This window comes from Flavobacterium anhuiense (genome assembly GCF_001705175.1).
Lineage (GTDB): Bacteria > Bacteroidota > Bacteroidia > Flavobacteriales > Flavobacteriaceae > Flavobacterium > Flavobacterium anhuiense.
Map to the genome: position 1 here is coordinate 2,564,995 of NZ_CP016907.1, position 19,758 is coordinate 2,584,752.

12 protein-coding genes are annotated in these 19,758 nt (G+C 33.4%); 11 read left to right on the forward strand and 1 reads right to left on the reverse strand.

Going from position 1 to position 19,758, the window contains the following annotated elements; all coding sequences use genetic code 11:
• Window positions 1-105: 105 nt before the first annotated feature.
• The 3 genes from argS to BB050_RS11195 all read left to right on the forward strand — a co-directional run bounded on the left by argS (window position 106) and on the right by BB050_RS11195 (window position 7,014).
• Window positions 106-1,884 (forward strand): arginine--tRNA ligase, encoded by a 1,779-nt coding sequence (gene argS, locus BB050_RS11185; RefSeq protein WP_008464497.1) that lies wholly within the window; start codon window positions 106-108, stop codon window positions 1,882-1,884.
• A gap of 485 nt (window positions 1,885-2,369) precedes the next feature.
• A complete protein-coding gene (locus BB050_RS11190) occupies window positions 2,370-5,537 on the forward strand; it encodes a SusC/RagA family TonB-linked outer membrane protein (protein WP_083219830.1) in 3,168 nt (1,055 codons plus the stop codon).
• Between the two features lie 4 nt (window positions 5,538-5,541).
• Window positions 5,542-7,014: a RagB/SusD family nutrient uptake outer membrane protein gene (locus BB050_RS11195; protein ID WP_066033625.1), complete on the forward strand. Its 1,473-nt coding sequence runs from the start codon at window positions 5,542-5,544 to the stop codon at window positions 7,012-7,014.
• Between the two features lie 67 nt (window positions 7,015-7,081).
• Here BB050_RS11195 and BB050_RS11200 read toward each other — a convergent pair whose 3' ends face one another.
• Window positions 7,082-7,984 carry a DUF6607 family protein gene (locus BB050_RS11200; RefSeq protein ID WP_008464503.1) on the reverse strand — a complete coding sequence of 301 codons (903 nt, stop codon included), beginning with the start codon at window positions 7,982-7,984 and terminating at the stop codon, window positions 7,082-7,084.
• 102 nt (window positions 7,985-8,086) lie between these two features.
• Here BB050_RS11200 and BB050_RS11205 point away from each other — a divergent pair, with 102 nt between their 5' ends.
• The 8 genes from BB050_RS11205 (at window position 8,087) to BB050_RS11240 (ending at window position 19,682) form a co-directional block, all read left to right on the forward strand.
• Entirely contained in the window at window positions 8,087-10,153 is a 2,067-nt protein-coding gene (locus BB050_RS11205; protein ID WP_066033626.1) for a TonB-dependent receptor plug domain-containing protein, read from the forward strand.
• Window positions 10,154-10,180: 27 nt separating this feature from the next.
• Window positions 10,181-10,801 (forward strand): HmuY family protein, encoded by a 621-nt coding sequence (locus tag BB050_RS11210; protein WP_066033627.1) that lies wholly within the window; start codon window positions 10,181-10,183, stop codon window positions 10,799-10,801.
• Window positions 10,802-11,070: 269 nt separating this feature from the next.
• Window positions 11,071-12,549, forward strand: a complete 1,479-nt coding sequence (locus BB050_RS11215) for an SGNH/GDSL hydrolase family protein (protein ID WP_066033628.1) — start codon at window positions 11,071-11,073, stop codon at window positions 12,547-12,549.
• Window positions 12,546-13,967, forward strand: coding sequence for a GDSL-type esterase/lipase family protein (locus BB050_RS11220; RefSeq protein WP_066033629.1), 1,422 nt, complete (start codon window positions 12,546-12,548; stop codon window positions 13,965-13,967). Before BB050_RS11215 ends, BB050_RS11220 begins: the two co-directional genes overlap by 4 nt.
• Window position 13,968: 1 nt before the next feature.
• Window positions 13,969-15,651, forward strand: a complete 1,683-nt coding sequence (locus BB050_RS11225; protein ID WP_066033630.1) for an MBOAT family O-acyltransferase — start codon at window positions 13,969-13,971, stop codon at window positions 15,649-15,651.
• 324 nt (window positions 15,652-15,975) lie between these two features.
• Window positions 15,976-17,340 carry a signal recognition particle protein gene (gene ffh / locus BB050_RS11230; RefSeq protein WP_066033631.1) on the forward strand — a complete coding sequence of 455 codons (1,365 nt, stop codon included), beginning with the start codon at window positions 15,976-15,978 and terminating at the stop codon, window positions 17,338-17,340.
• Window positions 17,341-17,469: 129 nt separating this feature from the next.
• Entirely contained in the window at window positions 17,470-18,357 is an 888-nt protein-coding gene (locus BB050_RS11235; RefSeq protein ID WP_066033632.1) for a bifunctional 5,10-methylenetetrahydrofolate dehydrogenase/5,10-methenyltetrahydrofolate cyclohydrolase, read from the forward strand.
• A 398-nt stretch (window positions 18,358-18,755) separates the two neighbouring features.
• A complete protein-coding gene (locus BB050_RS11240) occupies window positions 18,756-19,682 on the forward strand; it encodes a magnesium transporter CorA family protein (protein ID WP_008464514.1) in 927 nt (308 codons plus the stop codon).
• Window positions 19,683-19,758 lie beyond the last annotated feature (76 nt).

The window sequence follows — 19,758 nt, forward strand, 5'->3', positions numbered from 1 at the left end:
GCTCTTTTTTGTCAAATTGCAACTCTTTTCTTTAATTTAATATGTTTTTGATTTTCTCTAATTGATGAATAAGCAGTATCTTTGCTCACTTTAAAATAAGTTTACATGTCATTACAACAAATTCTTACACCTTCTATACAAAAAGCAATACAAGCATTATTTGATGTTACTGTTGATAAAATCGAATTTCAAACGACTAGAAAAGAGTTTGAAGGAGATATTACAATGGTAATTTTTCCTTTACTGAAAGTGATTAAAAGCAATCCAGCTGAATTGGGAAATAAAATTGGAAATTATCTAGTTGAAAATGTTTCTGAAGTTGCCCGTTTTAATGTAGTTTCTGGTTTTTTGAATATTGTGATTTCAGACAGTTATTATGTGAATTTCTTTAACGGAATAAAAGACCAAAAACAATTCGGATTTGTGGCTCCAAATCCAGATGAAAAAGCAGTTATGGTAGAATATTCTTCTCCAAACACTAACAAACCTTTGCACTTAGGACACGTTCGTAACAATTTGTTAGGATATTCTGTTGCAGAGATTTTAAAAGCCTCAGGTAAAAAAGTATACAAAACGCAAATTATTAATGATAGAGGAATCCATATCTGTAAATCGATGTTGGCTTGGGAGAAATTCGGAAACGGAGAAACTCCTGAGACTTCTGGTTTAAAAGGAGATAAATTGGTTGGTAAATATTATGTAGAGTTTGATAAAGCATACAAAAACGAAATTAACGGTTTAATCGAAACTGGAAAAACAGAAGAGGAAGCCAAAAAGCAAGCTCCAATTATTATCGAAGCGCAAGATATGCTTAAGAAATGGGAAGCTGGCGACGAAAAAGTGATTGCACTTTGGAAAAAAATGAACGAATGGGTTTATGATGGTTTTGCTACAACTTATACGAATCTTGGAGTTGATTTTGATAAATATTACTACGAAAGCAATACATATCTATTAGGGAAAGATGTTGTTCAGGTAGGTTTAGATAAAGGAGTTTTTGAAAAAGATCCAGATGGCTCTGTTTGGATTGATCTGACAGACGAAGGACTTGACCGTAAAATTGTTTTGCGTTCTGACGGAACAGCGGTTTACATGACGCAAGATATCGGAACAGCAATTCAGCGTGTAAAAGATATGCCAGATGTTGGAGGAATGGTTTACACTGTTGGAAATGAGCAGGATTATCACTTTAAAGTGTTATTCTTAATTCTTAAAAAATTAGGATTTGACTGGGCTTCAAGTTTATATCACTTATCATACGGAATGGTAGATTTGCCTTCTGGAAAAATGAAAAGCCGTGAAGGAACTGTTGTAGATGCTGATGATTTGATGCAAGATATGACCGATACAGCAAAACAGATTTCAGAAGATTTAGGAAAACTAGACAGCTATTCTGATGAGGAAAAAGCTAAACTATATAAAACAATTGGTTTAGGAGCTTTGAAATATTACATTTTAAAAGTAGACCCTAAAAAACGTATTTTGTTCAACCCAGAAGAATCTGTAGATTTTGCTGGAAATACAGGACCGTTTATCCAATACACATACGCGAGAATTCAGTCCATAATCCGTAAAGCCGATTTTGATTTTTCTAATAAAATTGAAATTGAAGAATTGCACGAGAAGGAAAAAGAATTGGTAAAACAAATCGAGCTTTTCCCAGAAGTAATTCAGAATGCGGCTCAAAATCATAGTCCGGCATTAATTGCGAATTATACTTACGATTTAGTAAAAGAATACAATTCTTTTTATCAATCAGTGCATATATTAGGAGAAGTAGATTTAACGAAAAAAATATTCAGAGTACAGCTGTCTCAAAAAGTAGCCGAAGTAATTAAATCGGCATTTCATTTGCTAGGAATTGAAGTTCCAGAGAGAATGTAAAAAAAATATAGACCTAGTTAAGGAAGAAAAGCCGGTAGTTTTAAACTATTGGCTTTTTTTATTGCTTTTTTGGCTTTACCGGCATTTCTGTAGTTTCATTCTTAGATAATTTTGCACTGGCTTTGCAAGTGTTACAATGCAAGTGTTACAATGCAAGTGTTACAATGCAAGTGATAAATTCCAAGTCAATTTATATTCTTCAAATATTCATTTTTAGCTATTTTGAATTAGTACGCTTTTAGTTGAGATGAAAAGAATGAAAAAACCATCTATATACTGGATGGTTTTTATTCTTAATTAAAGTTCAGTAATTAATTTCCTCCTCCAATAAGCTATCATAAAAAACTTTTTTAATATCGCATAAGTTATTTAGTATGTAATTTGTAGTATTAATATTTCAAATTATAATGTTAAAAGTAAATTGATTCTTGTTAAAATTATTTTAATTTTTTAAGTTCGCCCTCTCTAATTAAAAAAACAAAATAATGAAACAAAAATTAAAAGGACTTATAATGCTTTTTTTCATTCTGATTCTGCAGTCAAGCATTGCTCAGGAGAAAAAAATTACAGGAGTGGTTTCGGATGCAAATGGTCCAATTCCAGGAGTAAATGTAATGGTCAAAGGCACAAAAACTGGAGTACAATCAGATTTTGATGGAAAGTATATAATAAATGCTAAAACTGGAGATATTTTGACTTTTTCATACATGGGATTCAAAGATGTTAATTTGACTGTTGGATCTGGTTCTGTTCTAAATGCTAAGATGCAAGAAGACGGAAAAGAGTTGGATGAGGTTGTAGTAGTTGCTTATGGTACAGCAAAAAAGACATCTTATGTAGGGTCTGCTACTCAAATAAAATCAGAGCAATTGGAGAACAGGCCTTTAACAAATGCTCTTTCTTCTTTAGAAGGAGCGACATCTGGTGTCCAAATTCAAAGTTCTGCTGGACAGCCTGGTGCAGCTCCAGAAATTAGAATCCGTGGTTTTAGTTCAATTAATGGATCAAATACTCCTTTGTATATAGTAGACGGTGTTCCATATGCAGGGGATATAAGTAATTTAAATTCAAGTGATATTGAAAGTTTAAGTGTTTTAAAAGACGCTTCTTCAACATCTTTATATGGTTCAAAAGCAGCGAACGGCGTAATTATTATTACCACAAAATCAGGAAAGTCGCAAAAGGATAAATTTTCCCTTAATGTAAGTACTGGAATGACCTCTCGATCTATTAAAGATTATAAAAGGGTAAATGCTTTTGATTATTATCCTTTAGAATGGGAAGCAATTAGAAATAGTCGCCCTATGGGCAATCAATCAGAAATAGATGCAGCAAATCTTTATGCGTCTGCTAGAGTACCAGTTGTATTAGTTACCAACCCATTTGATGTTCCTAGTGGAAGCATAGTTGGAACCGATGGCAAATTAAATCCTAATGCAAAGTTAATGTATCCTCAAGATCTTGATTGGGCAAAACAATTGGAAAGAGCCGGAGTTCGTAAAAATGTAGATTTCTCTTATCAAGGAAAATCTGAAAAATCAAACTACTTTGCCTCTTTAGGTTATTTGGACGAAGAAGGATACATTCAGAAATCAGGTTTTGAAAGAACAACGGGAAGACTAAATTTAAATACAAGTTTAAAAGAATGGTTTAAAACAGGTGTGAATATATCAGGAACTTTGACTAATTCGAAATTAGGAACTGATGGAGTTGAAAATACCAGTTCATTCAAAAATCCATTTAGAACTATAAGAACAATGGGACCGATTTATCCTGTTTTTGATCATACGACAAATGGCGATTATGTGCTTGACGCAAATGGCGATCGAATTTATTCGACTGTTAGAGGTTCAGGAGCATCAAATGGGCGCAACGTTGTTTATGAAACTTTAAATGATACTGATGTAGTAAAAGGATTAGCGCTTTCAGCAAGAATTTTTTTTGAAATTTCATTTACTAAAGATTTAAAGTTCACAACAAATGCTTCTATTGACAAAACATATCGAAATAGAACTTATTCTTACAATACTGAAATTGGGGATGGAGCGCCAACTGGATTAATGGCAAAAGAGGATAAAGTTCTAACTGGAATTACTTATAACCAGCTTTTGAACTACTCTAAGAAAATAGGAGAACATTCATTCAATATATTACTAGGGCATGAAAGTTTCGATTATGAAACAAATTGGACCAGTAGCAGTAAAACAGGTCAAGTAACGCCGGATATTATTGAATATGTTAACTATGCAACAACTACAGGTTTGACTTCTTTTACAAGAAATTATGCAACAGAATCATACTTCTCAAGAGCCGGTTATGATTACATGAATAAGTATATTTTTTCAGCATCATTAAGAAGAGATGGATCCTCAAAATTTGCGGAGAATAATCGTTGGGGTAACTTCTGGTCTTTAGGCGGTGCGTGGGTGATTTCTAAAGAAAATTTCTTAAAGAATTATACTTGGCTTGATGATTTGAAATTTAGAGCTTCGATCGGACAAGTTGGAAATGATTCTCATATAATTGGCGATACTAATGATGCGGGCTCAAAAATTAATGGTTTAAATTACTATGTTAGCCAGCCTACTTATAGTTTAGGTTATGATAATGGAAGTGAAGGCGGTATTGTAACTTATGCTGCAGCTGCGCCAGATTTAAAATGGGAAGTTAATACCCAAAAAGATATTGCTGTAGAGTTTGGTCTGTTCAAAAACAGATTAAAGGGAAGTGTGGAGTATTATAATAGAAATACTGACGGGTTAATTTTTTCAGTTCCTAATCCTTTGTCTTCGGGTCTAGACAATAGAGTAGAAAATATTGGTTCTATGGTCAACAAGGGGATTGAAATTTCATTAGATGGTGTTATCATTAAAACAAATGATTTTTCTTGGAACTTAAATGTCAATGCGTCAACAATTAATAATAAAATTACAGAACTTCCTCAAGGAGAAATTATTAACGGAAGTAAAAAACTTTCAGTAGGACATTCAATTTATGATTATTGGTTAAGAGATTGGTATGGTGTTGATCCTTCGGACGGATATGCCTTATTTGTAGCAGATCCAAAATTTGTAAATTCAAGTGATACTTCAATAAGAATTGTAAATAGTGTAAATGTGACTACAGATCAAAATAAAGCATTATACCATTATGCGGGTTCAGCTATTCCAGATTTGTTTGGAAGTTTTGGAAATACATTTAAATATAAAGGACTGCAATTAGATGTAATATGCTCATATCAAATAGGAGGACAAATGTATGACACTAATTATGCTGTTTTAATGCATACTGGTAATAATTATGGGTCTGCTTTAAGTACAGACATTTTTAGAAGATGGCAGAAGCCTGGTGACATAACTGATGTGCCTCGATTGGATGTCAATAGAAATACTCCAGCAAGTGCAGCTTCTGATAGATGGCTAATAGGTTCTGATTATTTATCATTAAGACAAGTCAATTTATCATATAAGATGCCTTCAGAGTTTATATCAAAATTCGAAATAGATAATGCTTCAGTATATATAAATGGAGAAAATTTAATGCTGTTTACAAAGCGTCAAGGAATGGATCCAACTCAAACTTTTAATGGAACAACTCAAAATAGATATATACCATCAAGAGTAATTTCGTTAGGAGTGAATTTAAATTTTTAATATTATGAAATCAAATTATATAAAAGTATTATTCGCATTTATAGTGCTAACTTTTTTAGGCTCATGCTCTGATGATTTTTTAGATAAAAAGCCAACTGAATTTGTTGACTACGAAGGAGCAACAAAAACAACTGAGAATTTAATGACACTTTTGAATGGCATTCATAGATCTTTATATGTTAGTTATGAGGATCAGAGTCAAGGAGGTTTAGGAGGTTTAATGGAACAAATTGATATTGCAGGTGACGATGTAGTTTTTCCAATTACTAATGGATGGTTTTTGACAGTGTATAATTGGAGCGCAATGAACAATGAAAATTCGACAGAACTCCGTTTTGCATATAGGACTTATTATAGAATTATTAGAAATGCGAATACAATAATAAATGCGGCAGATGCTGCAATTGGTTCCGATGCTGATAAGAAAATTGTAAAAGGACAAGCTTTGCTTTACCGAGCATTTTGTCACTATCAATTGGTACAGTTATTTGGTAAAAGATATGTAAATGGTGAAACAAATTCTCAGCTTGGTGTGCCAATTGTCTTGACTGTAGGAAATGATAAATTTCCACGCTCAACAGTTGAAGAAGTTTATGCTCAAATAAATAAAGATTTAGATGAGGCGAATGTTTTATTAATAGGTTACACAAAACCGAATAATTCACATTTAGATTTGAAAGTGGCTCAAGGCTTAAAAGCCAGAGTAGCTTTGACGCAGGGGAATTGGTCAATTGCGGCCGAATATGCAAATAAAGCTAGAGCCGGTAAGACCTTAATGCCAATGGCAGAATATACTTTGGGTTTTAATGATTTTAATAACAGAGAATGGATGTGGGGAAGCCATATTAATGAAGTACAAACAACATATTTTGCAAACTTCGGAGCTTATATGTCTAGGAATTTTAGTTCAACAGTAATTCGTTCTTGTCCAAAGGCAATTAACAGTAAGCTATATAATATGATTCCTTCTACAGATGTTCGTTCTGCTATATTTGATAAAACTGGAAAACATACTGCATTAGCACTTCCTTCGAATTTTGCGAAATTCCCTTATACCAGCCAAAAATTTTTAGCTATAAGTACTGGAGATAGCAGATGTGATGTCCCATATATGCGTGTTGCAGAAATGTATTTAATAGAAGCAGAAGCAAAAGCAAGGCTTGGAAATGCAGATGCGGCTAGCATACTTTTTGAATTTGAAAAAACAAGAAATCCTTCATATACATTATCAACAAATTCTGGACAAGCATTAGTTGATGAAATTTTACTTCAAAGAAGGATTGAGTTGTGGGGAGAAGGCTTTAGATTCTACGATTTAAAACGCACAGATTCTCCTCTTGACAGAACTGGTTCAAATCATGATATAGGTATTACAAATGGAGTTTTAACTGCTGTTTCTTCAGATAAAAGATGGCAATGGTTGATTCCAAAAGCAGAAATAGATGCAAACCCACTAATAGTTCAAAACCCATTATAATAAAATTGAAAGTAAAAAAAGCCTGAAGTTTCAAAACTTCAGGCTTTTTTACAACAACTAATTCTAATTACTTAACAAATTTGTCAATGATTTTATCTGTTTCTGCTTTTGCAGTATCTGGTTTTAAATCAAATAAAAGAGAATAAAGAGCTTTTCTGTCCACTTTAGCTTCTAAGTTTAAGTCTTGATGTCTGTCAAAAAGAGTTTGCCATTTATCGCGAACGTTTTTCCATAATGCATTATTTTCTTTCCACCATTTTTGAGCAGCAATGCATTTTACATCTGGAACTTTAGTGTAAACATCAAATCCTTTTTCTTGAGCTAGTAAAACATCTTTCCCAGTATCGTCGCGAACTAATTTATCATTGTCTTGTTCGTGATTCCATCCCGTAGCAGTGATTTCGTGTATGTTTCTTCTTTTCAAAACATTATAATCGTTACGTTTTGTTTGCTCTCTTCTTGGAAGTGGAGCATCAGCAACGTTTGCCCAATAATCTTGTCCGTCAACATGTACCCAAGTTGAAGATCCCTCATATCTTGGGCTATCATCTACCTGATATACTTTTTGAGTCCACTGACCTTTAACGGCTTTTTTGTCTAATTTCTTGTATTTCCAAGAATTGCCTTTATCAAAAGTATATAAGTCTGTGTTTTCGTATAGCCAATCTTGTCTCCAGTGTTTGATAATCATATCGTCGCTTACAATCAATAAGTGCTGCATCACAATTTTGTTAGGAGTGTCTTCTAATAACTCTACCCATTCCAAGGCAGATTCGTGTTTCGTTTCAGAAGGTTTATAAGTAAGAGAATCTTTTGGATATGAGAAAGTTTCTGTGAAGTTAAACTTTACCTCATAACAACCACACATTGATTTAATAGATTTTATGTCTTGTTGTTTTTTGTCCTGACTAAAACCAAGACCACATGTTAAAGCCATAGCGGCTGACAAAAAAAGGCTTTTTGAAATCATAACTTATTGTTTTGTTTAAATTTTCGCAAATATATAAATTTTATTTAGAACAATTAAAAATAGTTATATATTTGCATCGATTATTAAGACTGAATAAAAATAATGAATTTTAAAATAACTCTTTTTACTGTTGTGCTTTTTTGTCAAATTTCTGTTTCTCAAGAGGTTCAAAAAGATAGTGTCGAAACAAATGAATTATCAGAAGTTAAAGTTACTACTGCAACTAGAACGGAAAGAGTGCTTTCGTCATTGCCTTTACCCATGACAATTATTACATCTGAAGCTATTATGAAGTCAGGCGTTACAAGATTAAATGAAATTTTAAGCGAACAGACCGGTATTATTTTAATTCCAGACGAAAGTGGTTTTGAAGGAATTCAAATGCAGGGATTGGATGCCGCTTATACCATGATTTTAATTGACGGTGTACCATTAGTAGGCAGAAGTTCTGGTGTTTTAGATTTATCAAGGGTTTCAGTAGGGAATATAGAAAGAATCGAAATTGTTAAAGGCGCTTCTTCTGCATTATATGGTTCTGAAGCAATGGGAGGAGTGATAAACGTAATTACAAAAAGACCAAAAAAAGATATGTTTACAGGTAGTCTTTCTTATCGATATGCAACTTTTAACACCAGTGATGCCAATACAAATTTGCTGTGGAAAAAGAAGAAATTCTCAGCTAATCTTTTTGCTAATTTTTATTCTACACAAGGTTATGATTTAGATAAAAGTACACCGTTAAAGAATCTAGAACCATTTTACAATTTTACTATTCAGCCTAAGATATATTACGACTTTTCAGAGAATCTAAAATTAATTGTGAATAACCGTTTTTATGATATGAAAATGGATAATAGAGCAATTATAGATTCTGAAAACTATACGGGGGACGCCAAAGAGAAAGAATGGAATTCGCAATTAAAATTTGAACATAAATGGAGTTCGAAAGTATATTCTGAATATGAATTTTATGCTACAAACTATCAAAATGATTCATTTTTAAAAGACCAGAATAATATCGTTTTTGAAAGTGCCTATTACAATCAATGGTTAATTCGACCAGAACTTCGAACAACAATTTCTCTGAAAAATGATAAACTAACTGGTGGAGTTGGATTAAATTATGAGACGCTAGACAGGACTTATTTTGAGAAACAAGTCAATTTTAATTCGCAATATCTTTATCTTCAATACGATTACAATCCGACAGAAAAATGGAATGTTCTTGCTGGATTTAGATATGACAATCATAGTGAATATGCTTCACAGTTTAGTCCGAAACTAGCAGTCAACTATAAGGTTAATGAAAACTTTTCTCTTAAGTCTTCCGTAGGCTATGGATATAAAGCGCCAGATTTTCGCCAATTGTATTTTGACTTTACAAATCCATCAGTTGGATATACGGTTTTAGGATACAACGTTGCAGAAGATCGCTTAGATCAACTTGAAGAACAGGGACAGCTTTTGTCAAGAGTTGACGGGGTAAGTTTTGGTGAGCCGTTGAAGCCAGAAAGCTCAATTAATGTCAATTTTGGAACTTTTTATAAGAAAAATAAATTAAGATTGGACGTCAATGCTTTCTATAATTCAATAGAGAATTTAATTGATACTCGTGTTGTTGCTCAAAAAAATAATGGTCAGAATGTCTTCAGTTATTTTAATATTAGTAAAATCTTTACTTATGGTCTAGAGTTTAATTCAACTTATGATTTTACAAAACAATTATCAGTATCATTTGGGTATCAGTTTTTAACAGCAAAAGACAAATCTGTTCTAGATAATTTCGAAAATTACCAATACATCCGCAACTCAGATTTGCAGACCATTCAGATTAAAAAATCTGATTATTTTGGATTGTTTAACAGGTCAAAACATACGGCCAATGTTAAGTTTGCTTACACTATTCCTAAAATTAAGACCGACATCAACTTACGCGTTTTTTATAGAAGCAAATATGGGATGTTTGACACCAATGGTAATCAGATACTGGACAAATATGACACATTTGTAGATGGTTACTTTTTGACAAACTTATCAATTTCAAAATATATCGGAGATAAATTTATGCTTCAAGCGGGAGCTAATAATTTATTTGATTTTACAGATCCTAGCCAAATTAGCAACCTGGCAGGACGACAGTTTTTTGCACGAATTCAATATAATTTTTAATCAATATTTATTTAACACCTTTTCAAAATGAAAACAAAATTCTTACAGCTTTCGCTTTTAGCATTATTTATTTTTACAGCATCTTGTAGTAGCGATGACGATAAAAATGAAGTAGTACCAGTAGTAACTACAAAAGTTTCTAATATTGCTGCACCGCAGACAGGCGGGCAGGGACAACCAGCAGGTGGAGCATTTGCAAAATTTAGTTTTTCTCAAAATAAGTTGGTAACAGATAATAGCTGGGATATTGCTTTCCGTGGGACTACAATCATTGTAAATGGAGGAGCTAAAATTGGTCTTACAGATGAACCAGAAAGAACAGGGTCTGGCGCAGTAAGTATTGTATCTGGAACATTTGCTAGTATTACTACATTTCCTGCGGCTAGTACTTTTGCTCAAGATGCAGCTGCTGTTTATTCAATTCCAACAGGAAGCGGAAAAGGTTGGTATTCTTATAATGCAGAAACTCATATTATTTCTCCTATTGCAGGAAAAGTATTTGTAGTAAAAACACACGATGGTAAATATGCAAAATTTGAAATATTGAGTTATTATAAAGATGCACCTGCAAGTCCAACATTAACTTCTGAGTCGCCATACTACACTTTTAATTTTGCTTACCAAGCAAACAGTACCACTACATTCTAATAAAAACTAATAATCTCGAATAGATTATTTATATAGGGTACTTTTAAAAACATCAAAAATCTAGTCAATCATTAGCTTTGTTTTTTTATTTTTTTTGATAAGGAGGTTAGAATTTTCTAACCTCTTTTTTTTGTTCTACTTTCTTGTTAAAATGAAATAGAAACAAAATGTTATTCTATCTTTGCACAAATTTTTTCTGCTGTAGATTAAACATTATTGAATTGGTTTAATTTTTGAATGCAGTCCTTCATATTTTTTATAATTATTAAGTGAACACAAAATCTTATTTTTTTCAGTCTTTTGCGATTGTTGCTTTGGCATTGGTTGCTTTTATTGGATTCAAACAAATCCTTCCAGACAAAATATTTTCTGAGAGTAAGTTAGATTCTAAAAATATATTAATAGACAGTCTGCTTTTAGAATCTGTGGCAGAAGATTCTCTTTCTATAGACAAAGACAGTATTGCTGAAAGTGAAAGAGAACTGAATCAGCAGAAAATTGTTTTTGATGAAACCGAAGGAATTGAATTTCCTGCTGAAACATTCGAAAATTATAAAGGATATCAATACCTGATTTCTTTTTACGAGAAACTGTATCAGTTAGAGAAAAATCCGCAGAACAAAGTTAGAATCGCTTATTATGGAGATTCTATGACCGATGGCGATTTAATCGTTCAAGATGTTCGTACCAATTATCAAGAACGTTTTGGAGGAAATGGAGTTGGATTTGTTCCTATTACTTCAGAATCTGCTGCTTCGAGAGGTTCTGTAAAATCAACTTATTCTAAAAACTGGAAAACGCAATCTTACTTAAATGTAAAAAGACCGACAAGTCCTTTCGGAGTTAACGGACATGTGTTTTTTGCAAATGATAAATCTAATCCGACTTGGGTTCAGTACGAAGCTGGATTGAACAAATATTCAACTTCTTTAGATAACGCCACATTGTTTTATGGGCGTGCTACTAAAACAGGAAAAGTGAATTTCATTATCGGAAAAGATACAATTAAGAAAAGCCTTTCTCCAAATAATTTAGTAAACACGTTAAAAGTTTCATCGGGAAGTTTAAAAGCTTTTAAAGCTAATTTTGTTCAGGCAGATTCAATTCCGATTTACGGTTTTAATTTTGATAATGGAAGCGGAGTTCACGTAGATAATTTTTCTCAGAGAGGAAATTCAGGACTTCCGATTTCGATGTTCAATGCTGATGTAATGAGAGCTTTCAATAATAGTTTGAAATATGACTTGGTTATCCTTCATTACGGAACCAACGTTTTAAATTACGGAACTAAAAATTATTCTTGGTATGAAAGAGGAATGACAAAGACCGTTAATAAAATTAAAGAATCGTTTCCTGGTGTTTCAATTTTAATCGTTTCAACTGCTGATAAATCGACAAAATATGATTTGGAAATGAAAACCGATTCAGCGGTAGTTCCTTTAATGAAAGCGCAAAAACATTATGCTTTAGAAACTCATGCAGGGTTTGTAAACTTATATACTTTGATGGGTGGAGACGGCTCTATGATAAAGTGGGTTGACGAAACTCCGGCAAAAGCAAATAAAGATTATACGCACTTTAACCAGCGTGGCGCAAAAGCAATTGGTAATTTGCTTTACGGACAATTGAATAAAGGATACGAAGAATATAAAGTACTCAGACAAAAAAGAGATGCTGAAGGGACTAAGCCAAAACCAGTAAAAAGAGCCAGACCCGATTCTATTTCAGTAACAAAAGATAGTGTATGATAAATAAACTTATGGTTTTCTTTTGTTGTCTTTTTTTTACAACAAATGATAAAACTCCTAAAACAGACGTACAGCCAACACCCAAAAGTATGATTCAAAAAGTGGATACAGCAGCAATTGATGCTCCTTCTGATGGCCAGATTTATAACGCAAAAGCGATAAGCGATTTTTTTGAAAAACTAGAAAAAAACGAAGATCAGAAGAATCAAAAAATCAATATTGTGCATATTGGCGATTCGCATATTCAAGGCGATTTGATGACCAATGAAATCAGAAAAAAATTGCAGCAGAGGTTTGGTAATGCTGGGCGTGGTTTAGTATTTCCATATCAATTGGCCAAAACAAATGGATCTTACAACGAACGTTTTCGATCTAACAGAACTTGGGAAAGCTATAGAAATATTCACCCATTTAAACAATGCCCGATTGGGATAAGCGGAATTGGCCTTTGGAGAGATTCTGGCGGATTTGTTCTGGAAATGAATGTTAAAGATCCAGCGTATAAATTCAATACAATAAAAATTATTACGCCCCAGAATCAGAATATGTTCGATTTGGCAATTTCGTCTAAAATCAATTCTATTCAGACAACCGAGCGAAGAGTTATTACCCATAAGATTAAAAAAGGCGAAGTACTTGGGACCATTGCAGACAAATACAATGTTTCAATTGCTGAAATTAAAAGAGACAATCGTTTAAAAGGGAATAATATTCGTACAGGAAGAACATTAAAAATTGCCACAAACGAAACAAGAGCAAAGACCATTTCAATGTCAGAGTTTGTTCCGTTAGCAATCGAATCAGATTCTTTTTCGCATTATTACAACTCGGAAAATGCTTTAAGCCGAATATTTTTGATTCCTAACAAAGACGCAAAGGATTATGAGTTAAACGGAATTGTTTTAGAAAAAGATGCACCTGGTATTATTTATAGTGGAATTGGAGTAAACGGAGCTAAATATTCAGATTACAATAAATATCCATTATTCTTTGAACAATTGAAATCATTGCATCCCGATCTTCTGGTTTTTTCACTGGGAACAAATGAAAGCTATGATCATCTGGATTCGGAAAATTATATTAAAGAATTACGAGAATTTATCAATAATATCAGAGCACAAAAAATAGATGCACCGATAATTGTAATGACACCTCCGCCATCATTGCTGAGAAGAAAGCCCAATACTTATATTGATAATTATGCGAGACAAATCATAGATATAGCTCAGAAAGATGGTCTTGCGGTTTGGGATTTGTACGACGAATTTGGAGGCATGAGCGGAATCAGACAATTAAAAGTGCAAGGATTAATTGGGCCAGATTGGGTTCATTATTCAAAAAAAGGATACGAGAAACAAGGAGATTTGTTTACTCAAGCGATTTTAAGATCATACGATAATTTTAAATTAAAGAAGTAAGTTGACGACAATAGAGAGCATTAATAATTGGTTCATTCAAAACTTTGGTGCAATTACAATAGAACAAGTTAAAAGTTGGTTCGTTTATAATGAAGACGAAAAACTTTTATTTAATACCGGTTTATTCTTAGGTTTATTTTTGGTTTTCTATTTTGTGTATGGTTTTTTACGCAAAACATTTTATTTGAGATTAACGTATGTTATCCTCTTCTCATTGTTCTTTTACTATAAATCAAGTGGAATTTACTTCCTTCTTCTATTGCTTTCATCGGTTGTAGACTATGGTTTGAGCCAAATTATTTACAGAGAAAGCAGAGACAGCGTTAAGAAATTTTACTTGGTGATAAGTGTTATTTTGAATTTGGCGCTTTTGGGCTATTTCAAATACATGAACTTTTTGATTGTGACATACAACGATATGTTTCATGGTAATTTTGAACTGCATAATGTTTTTCTTCCTGTTGGAATTTCGTTTTATACGTTCCAATCGATGAGTTATATTATTGAGATTTACAGAGAAGAAATCAAACCGACAAAAAACTACATCGAATATTTATTCTTCGTTTCGTTTTTCCCGCAATTAGTTGCCGGGCCAATTGTACGTGCAAAAGATTTTCTTCCTCAGATTTATCAAAAATTAAATTTGACAAAACAAGACGTAAACAATGCCTTGTTTTTGATTATTGGAGGTTTAATAAAGAAAACCGTAATCTCAAATTATATCTCGGTAAACTTTGTTGATCGTGTTTTTGATACGCCAATGAGTTATACTTCTTTCGAAAACTTAATGGCATCATACGGATATGCTATTCAGATTTACTGCGATTTCTCAGGATATTCAGATATGGCAATTGGTATTGCATTACTGCTTGGATTTAAATTGCCGGTCAACTTTAGAACACCGTATAAATCAACTTCGATTACCGATTTCTGGAGAAGATGGCACATTTCGCTTTCGACTTGGTTAAAAGACTTTTTATATATTTCTATTGGAGGAAATCGTAATGGATCTTTTGCAGGATATTTATTTCCAAGTTTATTCTTCTTCGGATTATTGCTTTGGGGAATGTCTTGTTATAATGAAAGTGTAATTCCGCTTGTCATTGCAGGAATCAGTATTTTAATTTTCGCTTTGTCGTTTTTACTGTCAAGCAAAATAAAACAAACTTTAGTAACCAATTTCAACCTGTTTACTACAATGCTTTTAGGAGGATTGTGGCACGGAGCAGGAGCGCAGTTTATTGTTTGGGGAGCACTTCACGGATTAGCTTTAGCGGTTCATAAAATTTTCATGGAATTCTTTCCTTCTAAAAAAGATAAAAGCCCGAATTTCTTATGGAGATTTTTCTCAATCGTAATTACATTTCACTTTGTAGTTTTCTGTTGGATCTTTTTCCGAGCAAGAGATTTTGAAACAGCATTACAAGTAATTAATAATATCGGACAATTGACTTTCGAACCAGAACTTTGGAAAACAATTGTTCTTGGATATAAAAATGTTTTCGGATTAATGTTGTTTGGTTATGTTTGGCATTTCTTGCCAGAAACTTTCACAAACGGAATGAAATCTGTTTTCGACAAAACGCCATTACTAATAAAAGCAATAATCTTAGGATTCGTTTATTGGATTGTTTATGCGACAGCAGTAGCCGGTTCACAGCCTTTCATTTACTTTCAATTCTAAAATAAAGGTTCAAAGGAACATAGTTACAAAGGCGCAAAGGTTTTATTCTTTGCGCCTTTTTTCTTTTTGCACAGATTAAAAGGATTAAAAAGATTTATTTCGCGCAGATTCTGCAGATTTTAGCAGATTTAAATTTTTAATTATTTAAAATAGAAATCTGAATCATCTGGTAAATCTGCGAGAGAAATAATCAGTGAAATTGGTGTAATTAGCAGCAAAGAAAAAACTTTGCGCCTTTGTTACTTTGCCACTTTGAACCTTAAAAAATAAATTGCCTGAAATATCTAATTAGATTATCTTTGCACTTCATATAAAGAAAATGATATGTTTGATAATTTAAGTGATAAGTTAGATAAAGCGTTCCATATATTAAAAGGGCATGGTAAAATTACAGAAGTAAACGTTGCTGATACCTTAAAAGAAGTTCGTCGTGCATTACTTGATGCCGATGTTAACTTTAAAATTGCTAAAGATTTTACAGCAAGAGTAAAAGATAAAGCAATTGGTCAAGATGTATTGACAACATTACAGCCAGGACAATTATTAGTAAAACTGGTAAAAGATGAGTTGACAGAATTGATGGGTGGAGATGTTGCTGGTGTTAACTTATCAGGAAATCCAACGGTTATTTTAATGTCAGGACTTCAAGGTTCTGGTAAAACTACTTTCTCAGGAAAATTAGCTAATTTCTTAAAAACAAAGAAAAACAAGAAACCACTTCTTGTAGCGTGTGATATCTACCGTCCTGCGGCGATCAATCAGTTGCATGTTGTGGGAGATCAAATAGGTGTTGAGGTTTACTCAGAACCAGAAAATAAAAATCCTGTAGAGATTGCTCAAAACGCAATCAAACACGCCAAAGCAAACGGATTCAATGTGGTTATTGTCGATACAGCAGGTCGTTTAGCAGTAGATCAGGAAATGATGGACGAAATTGCTCGCGTACACAAAGCAATTCAGCCTCAAGAAACATTGTTCGTTGTCGATTCTATGACAGGACAAGACGCTGTAAATACAGCAAAAGCTTTCAACGATATCTTGAATTTTGATGGAGTTATCTTAACGAAATTAGATGGTGATACTCGAGGTGGAGCAGCGCTTTCAATCAAATCGGTTGTAAACAAACCAATCAAGTTTGTAGGTACAGGAGAGAAAATGGAAGCAATTGACATTTTCTACCCAGATCGTATGGCTGAGAGAATCTTAGGAATGGGAGACGTTGTGTCTCTTGTTGAAAGAGCTCAGGAGCAATTTGACGAAGAAGAAGCAAGAAAACTTCAAAAGAAAATCGCTAAAAACGAATTTGGTTTTGATGATTTCTTAACGCAGATTCAGCAAGTGAAGAAAATGGGTAACATGAAAGACTTGGTTGGAATGATACCAGGAGCTTCAAAAGCCATGAAAGATGTAGAAATTGAAGATGACGCATTCAAACATATCGAAGCGATCATTTATTCGATGACGCCAGCTGAAAGAAGCAAACCAGCCATTATCGACGTGAAAAGAAAAGCCAGAATCGCGAAAGGTTCGGGAACTAAAGTCGAGCAAGTAAATCAGCTGATGAAGCAGTTTGACCAAATGAGCAAGATGATGAAGATGATGCAGGGCCCAGGCGGAAAAAATCTGATGAAAATGATGGGAGGTATGAAAGGGATGCCGGGTGGTATGCCAGGAGGAATGCCGAGATAAAATAAGAAAAAGTTTCAAGTTTAAGGTTTCAAATTAAGGGGCCAAAACTTGAAACTTTTTTAATTACATAACTATTAAGTTTCGCCAGTAACGTGAAACTTTAAACTTGAAACAAAATAAACACAACACATGCAGCTACTAGACGGTAAAAAAACATCTAACGACATTAAAAACGAAATTGCAGCCGAAGTTCAATCCATAAAAGCAGCGGGAGGAAAAGTGCCTCATTTAGCAGCAGTTTTAGTGGGAAACAACGGAGCAAGTTTAACTTACGTGGGAAGTAAAGTAAAATCATGCCAAGAAATCGGTTTTGATTCAACTTTGGTTGCTTTACCAGAAACGATTACAGAAGACGAGCTTTTAGCAAAAATCAAAGAATTGAACGAAGACGATAATCTAGACGGATACATCGTTCAGTTGCCTTTGCCAAAACATATCGATGAGCAGAAAATTTTATTGGCAATCGATCCAGATAAAGATGTTGACGGATTCCACCCAACAAACTTTGGTAGAATGGCTTTGGAAATGGAAAGTTTTATTCCAGCAACACCATTTGGAATTATGGAATTGTTGGAGCGTTATAAAGTTGAGACTTCAGGAAAACATACTGTTGTAATCGGAAGAAGCCACATCGTTGGGCGTCCAATGAGCATCTTGATGAGTCGTAAAGGAAATCCAGGAGATTCTACAGTTACATTAACGCACAGTCGAACTAAAGACTTGGCAGAGTTCACCAAAAATGCAGATATTATCATTACAGCTTTAGGAGTTCCAGAATTTTTAAAAGCAGATATGGTAAAAGAAGGAGTAACCGTTATTGACGTTGGAATTACTCGCGTAGACGACGCTTCAAACCCAAAAGGATATGTTATTAAAGGTGACGTTGATTTTGACGGCGTGAGTAAAAAAGCATCGTTCATTACACCAGTTCCAGGTGGAGTAGGACCAATGACAATTGCAATGCTGCTTAAAAATACACTTTTAGCAAGAAAAATGAGAAGCGCAAGAAATCAATAATTTCTTTTTAAATATTATGAAAGCCTGTTCTGTCGAGCAGGCTTTTTTTATTGTGTTAAATTTTTCTAACACATAGAAACATAGAATTGGTTTCTAAAAAGAATATAAAAGAGAAACAAATTTCTCTCACATAGCCAAGCTATGTTTATTTACTAAAAGTGAAGCGCCTTTTCTACATTTAGAATATCTATGTTTCTATGTGTTTAAAAATCTAACAGAAACAGCCATTTTAATATATAATTAATAGTTTAAAGTTTCGGGTCTTAAAAATAAAGGATACTTTTGCAGCGCTTTAAAAATAACACTTCTCCAAATGGACGATTATTATTATTCGTTAGTATTAAATTAAGCAGCTTTTGAAATTTTCAAAATGCTGCGCTAAAAACCTGTATTTTGAAATGAAAGCCTTTTACACAAACAACAACGGATTAGTAGAAATCCAAAAATGGACTTCAAATTGCTGGATTCACATCGAATCTCCAACAGAATCAGATAAAAATTATTTATTAGAAGAACTTCAAATTCCTGAAGCTTTTTACAATGACATTGAGGATATCGACGAAAGGCCTCGTATCGAAATCGAAGACGGTTGGACACTTATTATCATGCGCATTCCTATTAAAAGCGGCGATGTGAAAATTCCATTTCATACCGTTCCGCTCGGGATCATTTTTAAAGACCATATCTGCGTTACAATCAGTTTTTATAAAACAGAAATCATAAAAGATTTTGTGGCTTATTCACAGCGCAAAAACATTGACATAGAAGATAACTTCAATTTAGTTTTAAGATTGCTTTTGTCTTCAAGCGTATGGTATTTAAAATACCTGAAACAAATCAACCAGAAAATAAAATTAGCAGAAGATAATTTAGAGAAATCAATCAAAAACGAAGAATTGCAAGCCTTGCTACAAATCGAAAAATGCTTTGTATTCTTCATCACGTCACTAAAAGCAAATGACGTTTTATTTCAAAGAATCAAAAATCTAAAAGCGCACAAAGCTAGTTACGATCCGGAATTGCTGGAAGATGTTGAAATCGAATTAAATCAGGCGCAAGACACAGCCAACATTTACAACAACATCTTGACGGGAATGATGGATGCCTATGCTTCGGTAATTTCAAACAATATGAATAACATCATGAAGCAAATGACATCAATTTCAATCATTTTGATGATTCCAACCCTAATCGCCAGTTTGTACGGAATGAACGTCCCAAACGGATTAGAAGAAAGCAAATACGGCATCTGGATCTTACTTTTAGTTTCGATAATTCTATCCACTTTTGGAGTCTTTTTGTTCAAACGCAGAAGATGGTTCTAAAACTTTAAATATATAAAGCCTGCTCGTTAAGAATGGGCTTTTTCGTTTTTATATCTTGGGCGTGACCCCGACCCAT

Bases quoted from the DNA above. Each gene is read 5' to 3' on its own strand.
- BB050_RS11210 (WP_066033627.1), top strand. From the start codon at position 10,181: ATGAAAACAAAATTCTTACAGCTTTCGCTTTTAGCATTATTTATTTTT.
- BB050_RS11200 (WP_008464503.1), bottom strand. From the start codon at position 7,984: ATGATTTCAAAAAGCCTTTTTTTGTCAGCCGCTATGGCTTTAACATGT.
- argS (WP_008464497.1), top strand. From the start codon at position 106: ATGTCATTACAACAAATTCTTACACCTTCTATACAAAAAGCAATACAA.
- BB050_RS11205 (WP_066033626.1), top strand. From the start codon at position 8,087: ATGAATTTTAAAATAACTCTTTTTACTGTTGTGCTTTTTTGTCAAATT.
- BB050_RS11195 (WP_066033625.1), top strand. From the start codon at position 5,542: ATGAAATCAAATTATATAAAAGTATTATTCGCATTTATAGTGCTAACT.
- BB050_RS11220 (WP_066033629.1), top strand. From the start codon at position 12,546: ATGATAAATAAACTTATGGTTTTCTTTTGTTGTCTTTTTTTTACAACA.
- BB050_RS11190 (WP_083219830.1), top strand. From the start codon at position 2,370: ATGAAACAAAAATTAAAAGGACTTATAATGCTTTTTTTCATTCTGATT.
- BB050_RS11235 (WP_066033632.1), top strand. From the start codon at position 17,470: ATGCAGCTACTAGACGGTAAAAAAACATCTAACGACATTAAAAACGAA.
- BB050_RS11240 (WP_008464514.1), top strand. From the start codon at position 18,756: ATGAAAGCCTTTTACACAAACAACAACGGATTAGTAGAAATCCAAAAA.
- ffh (WP_066033631.1), top strand. From the start codon at position 15,976: ATGTTTGATAATTTAAGTGATAAGTTAGATAAAGCGTTCCATATATTA.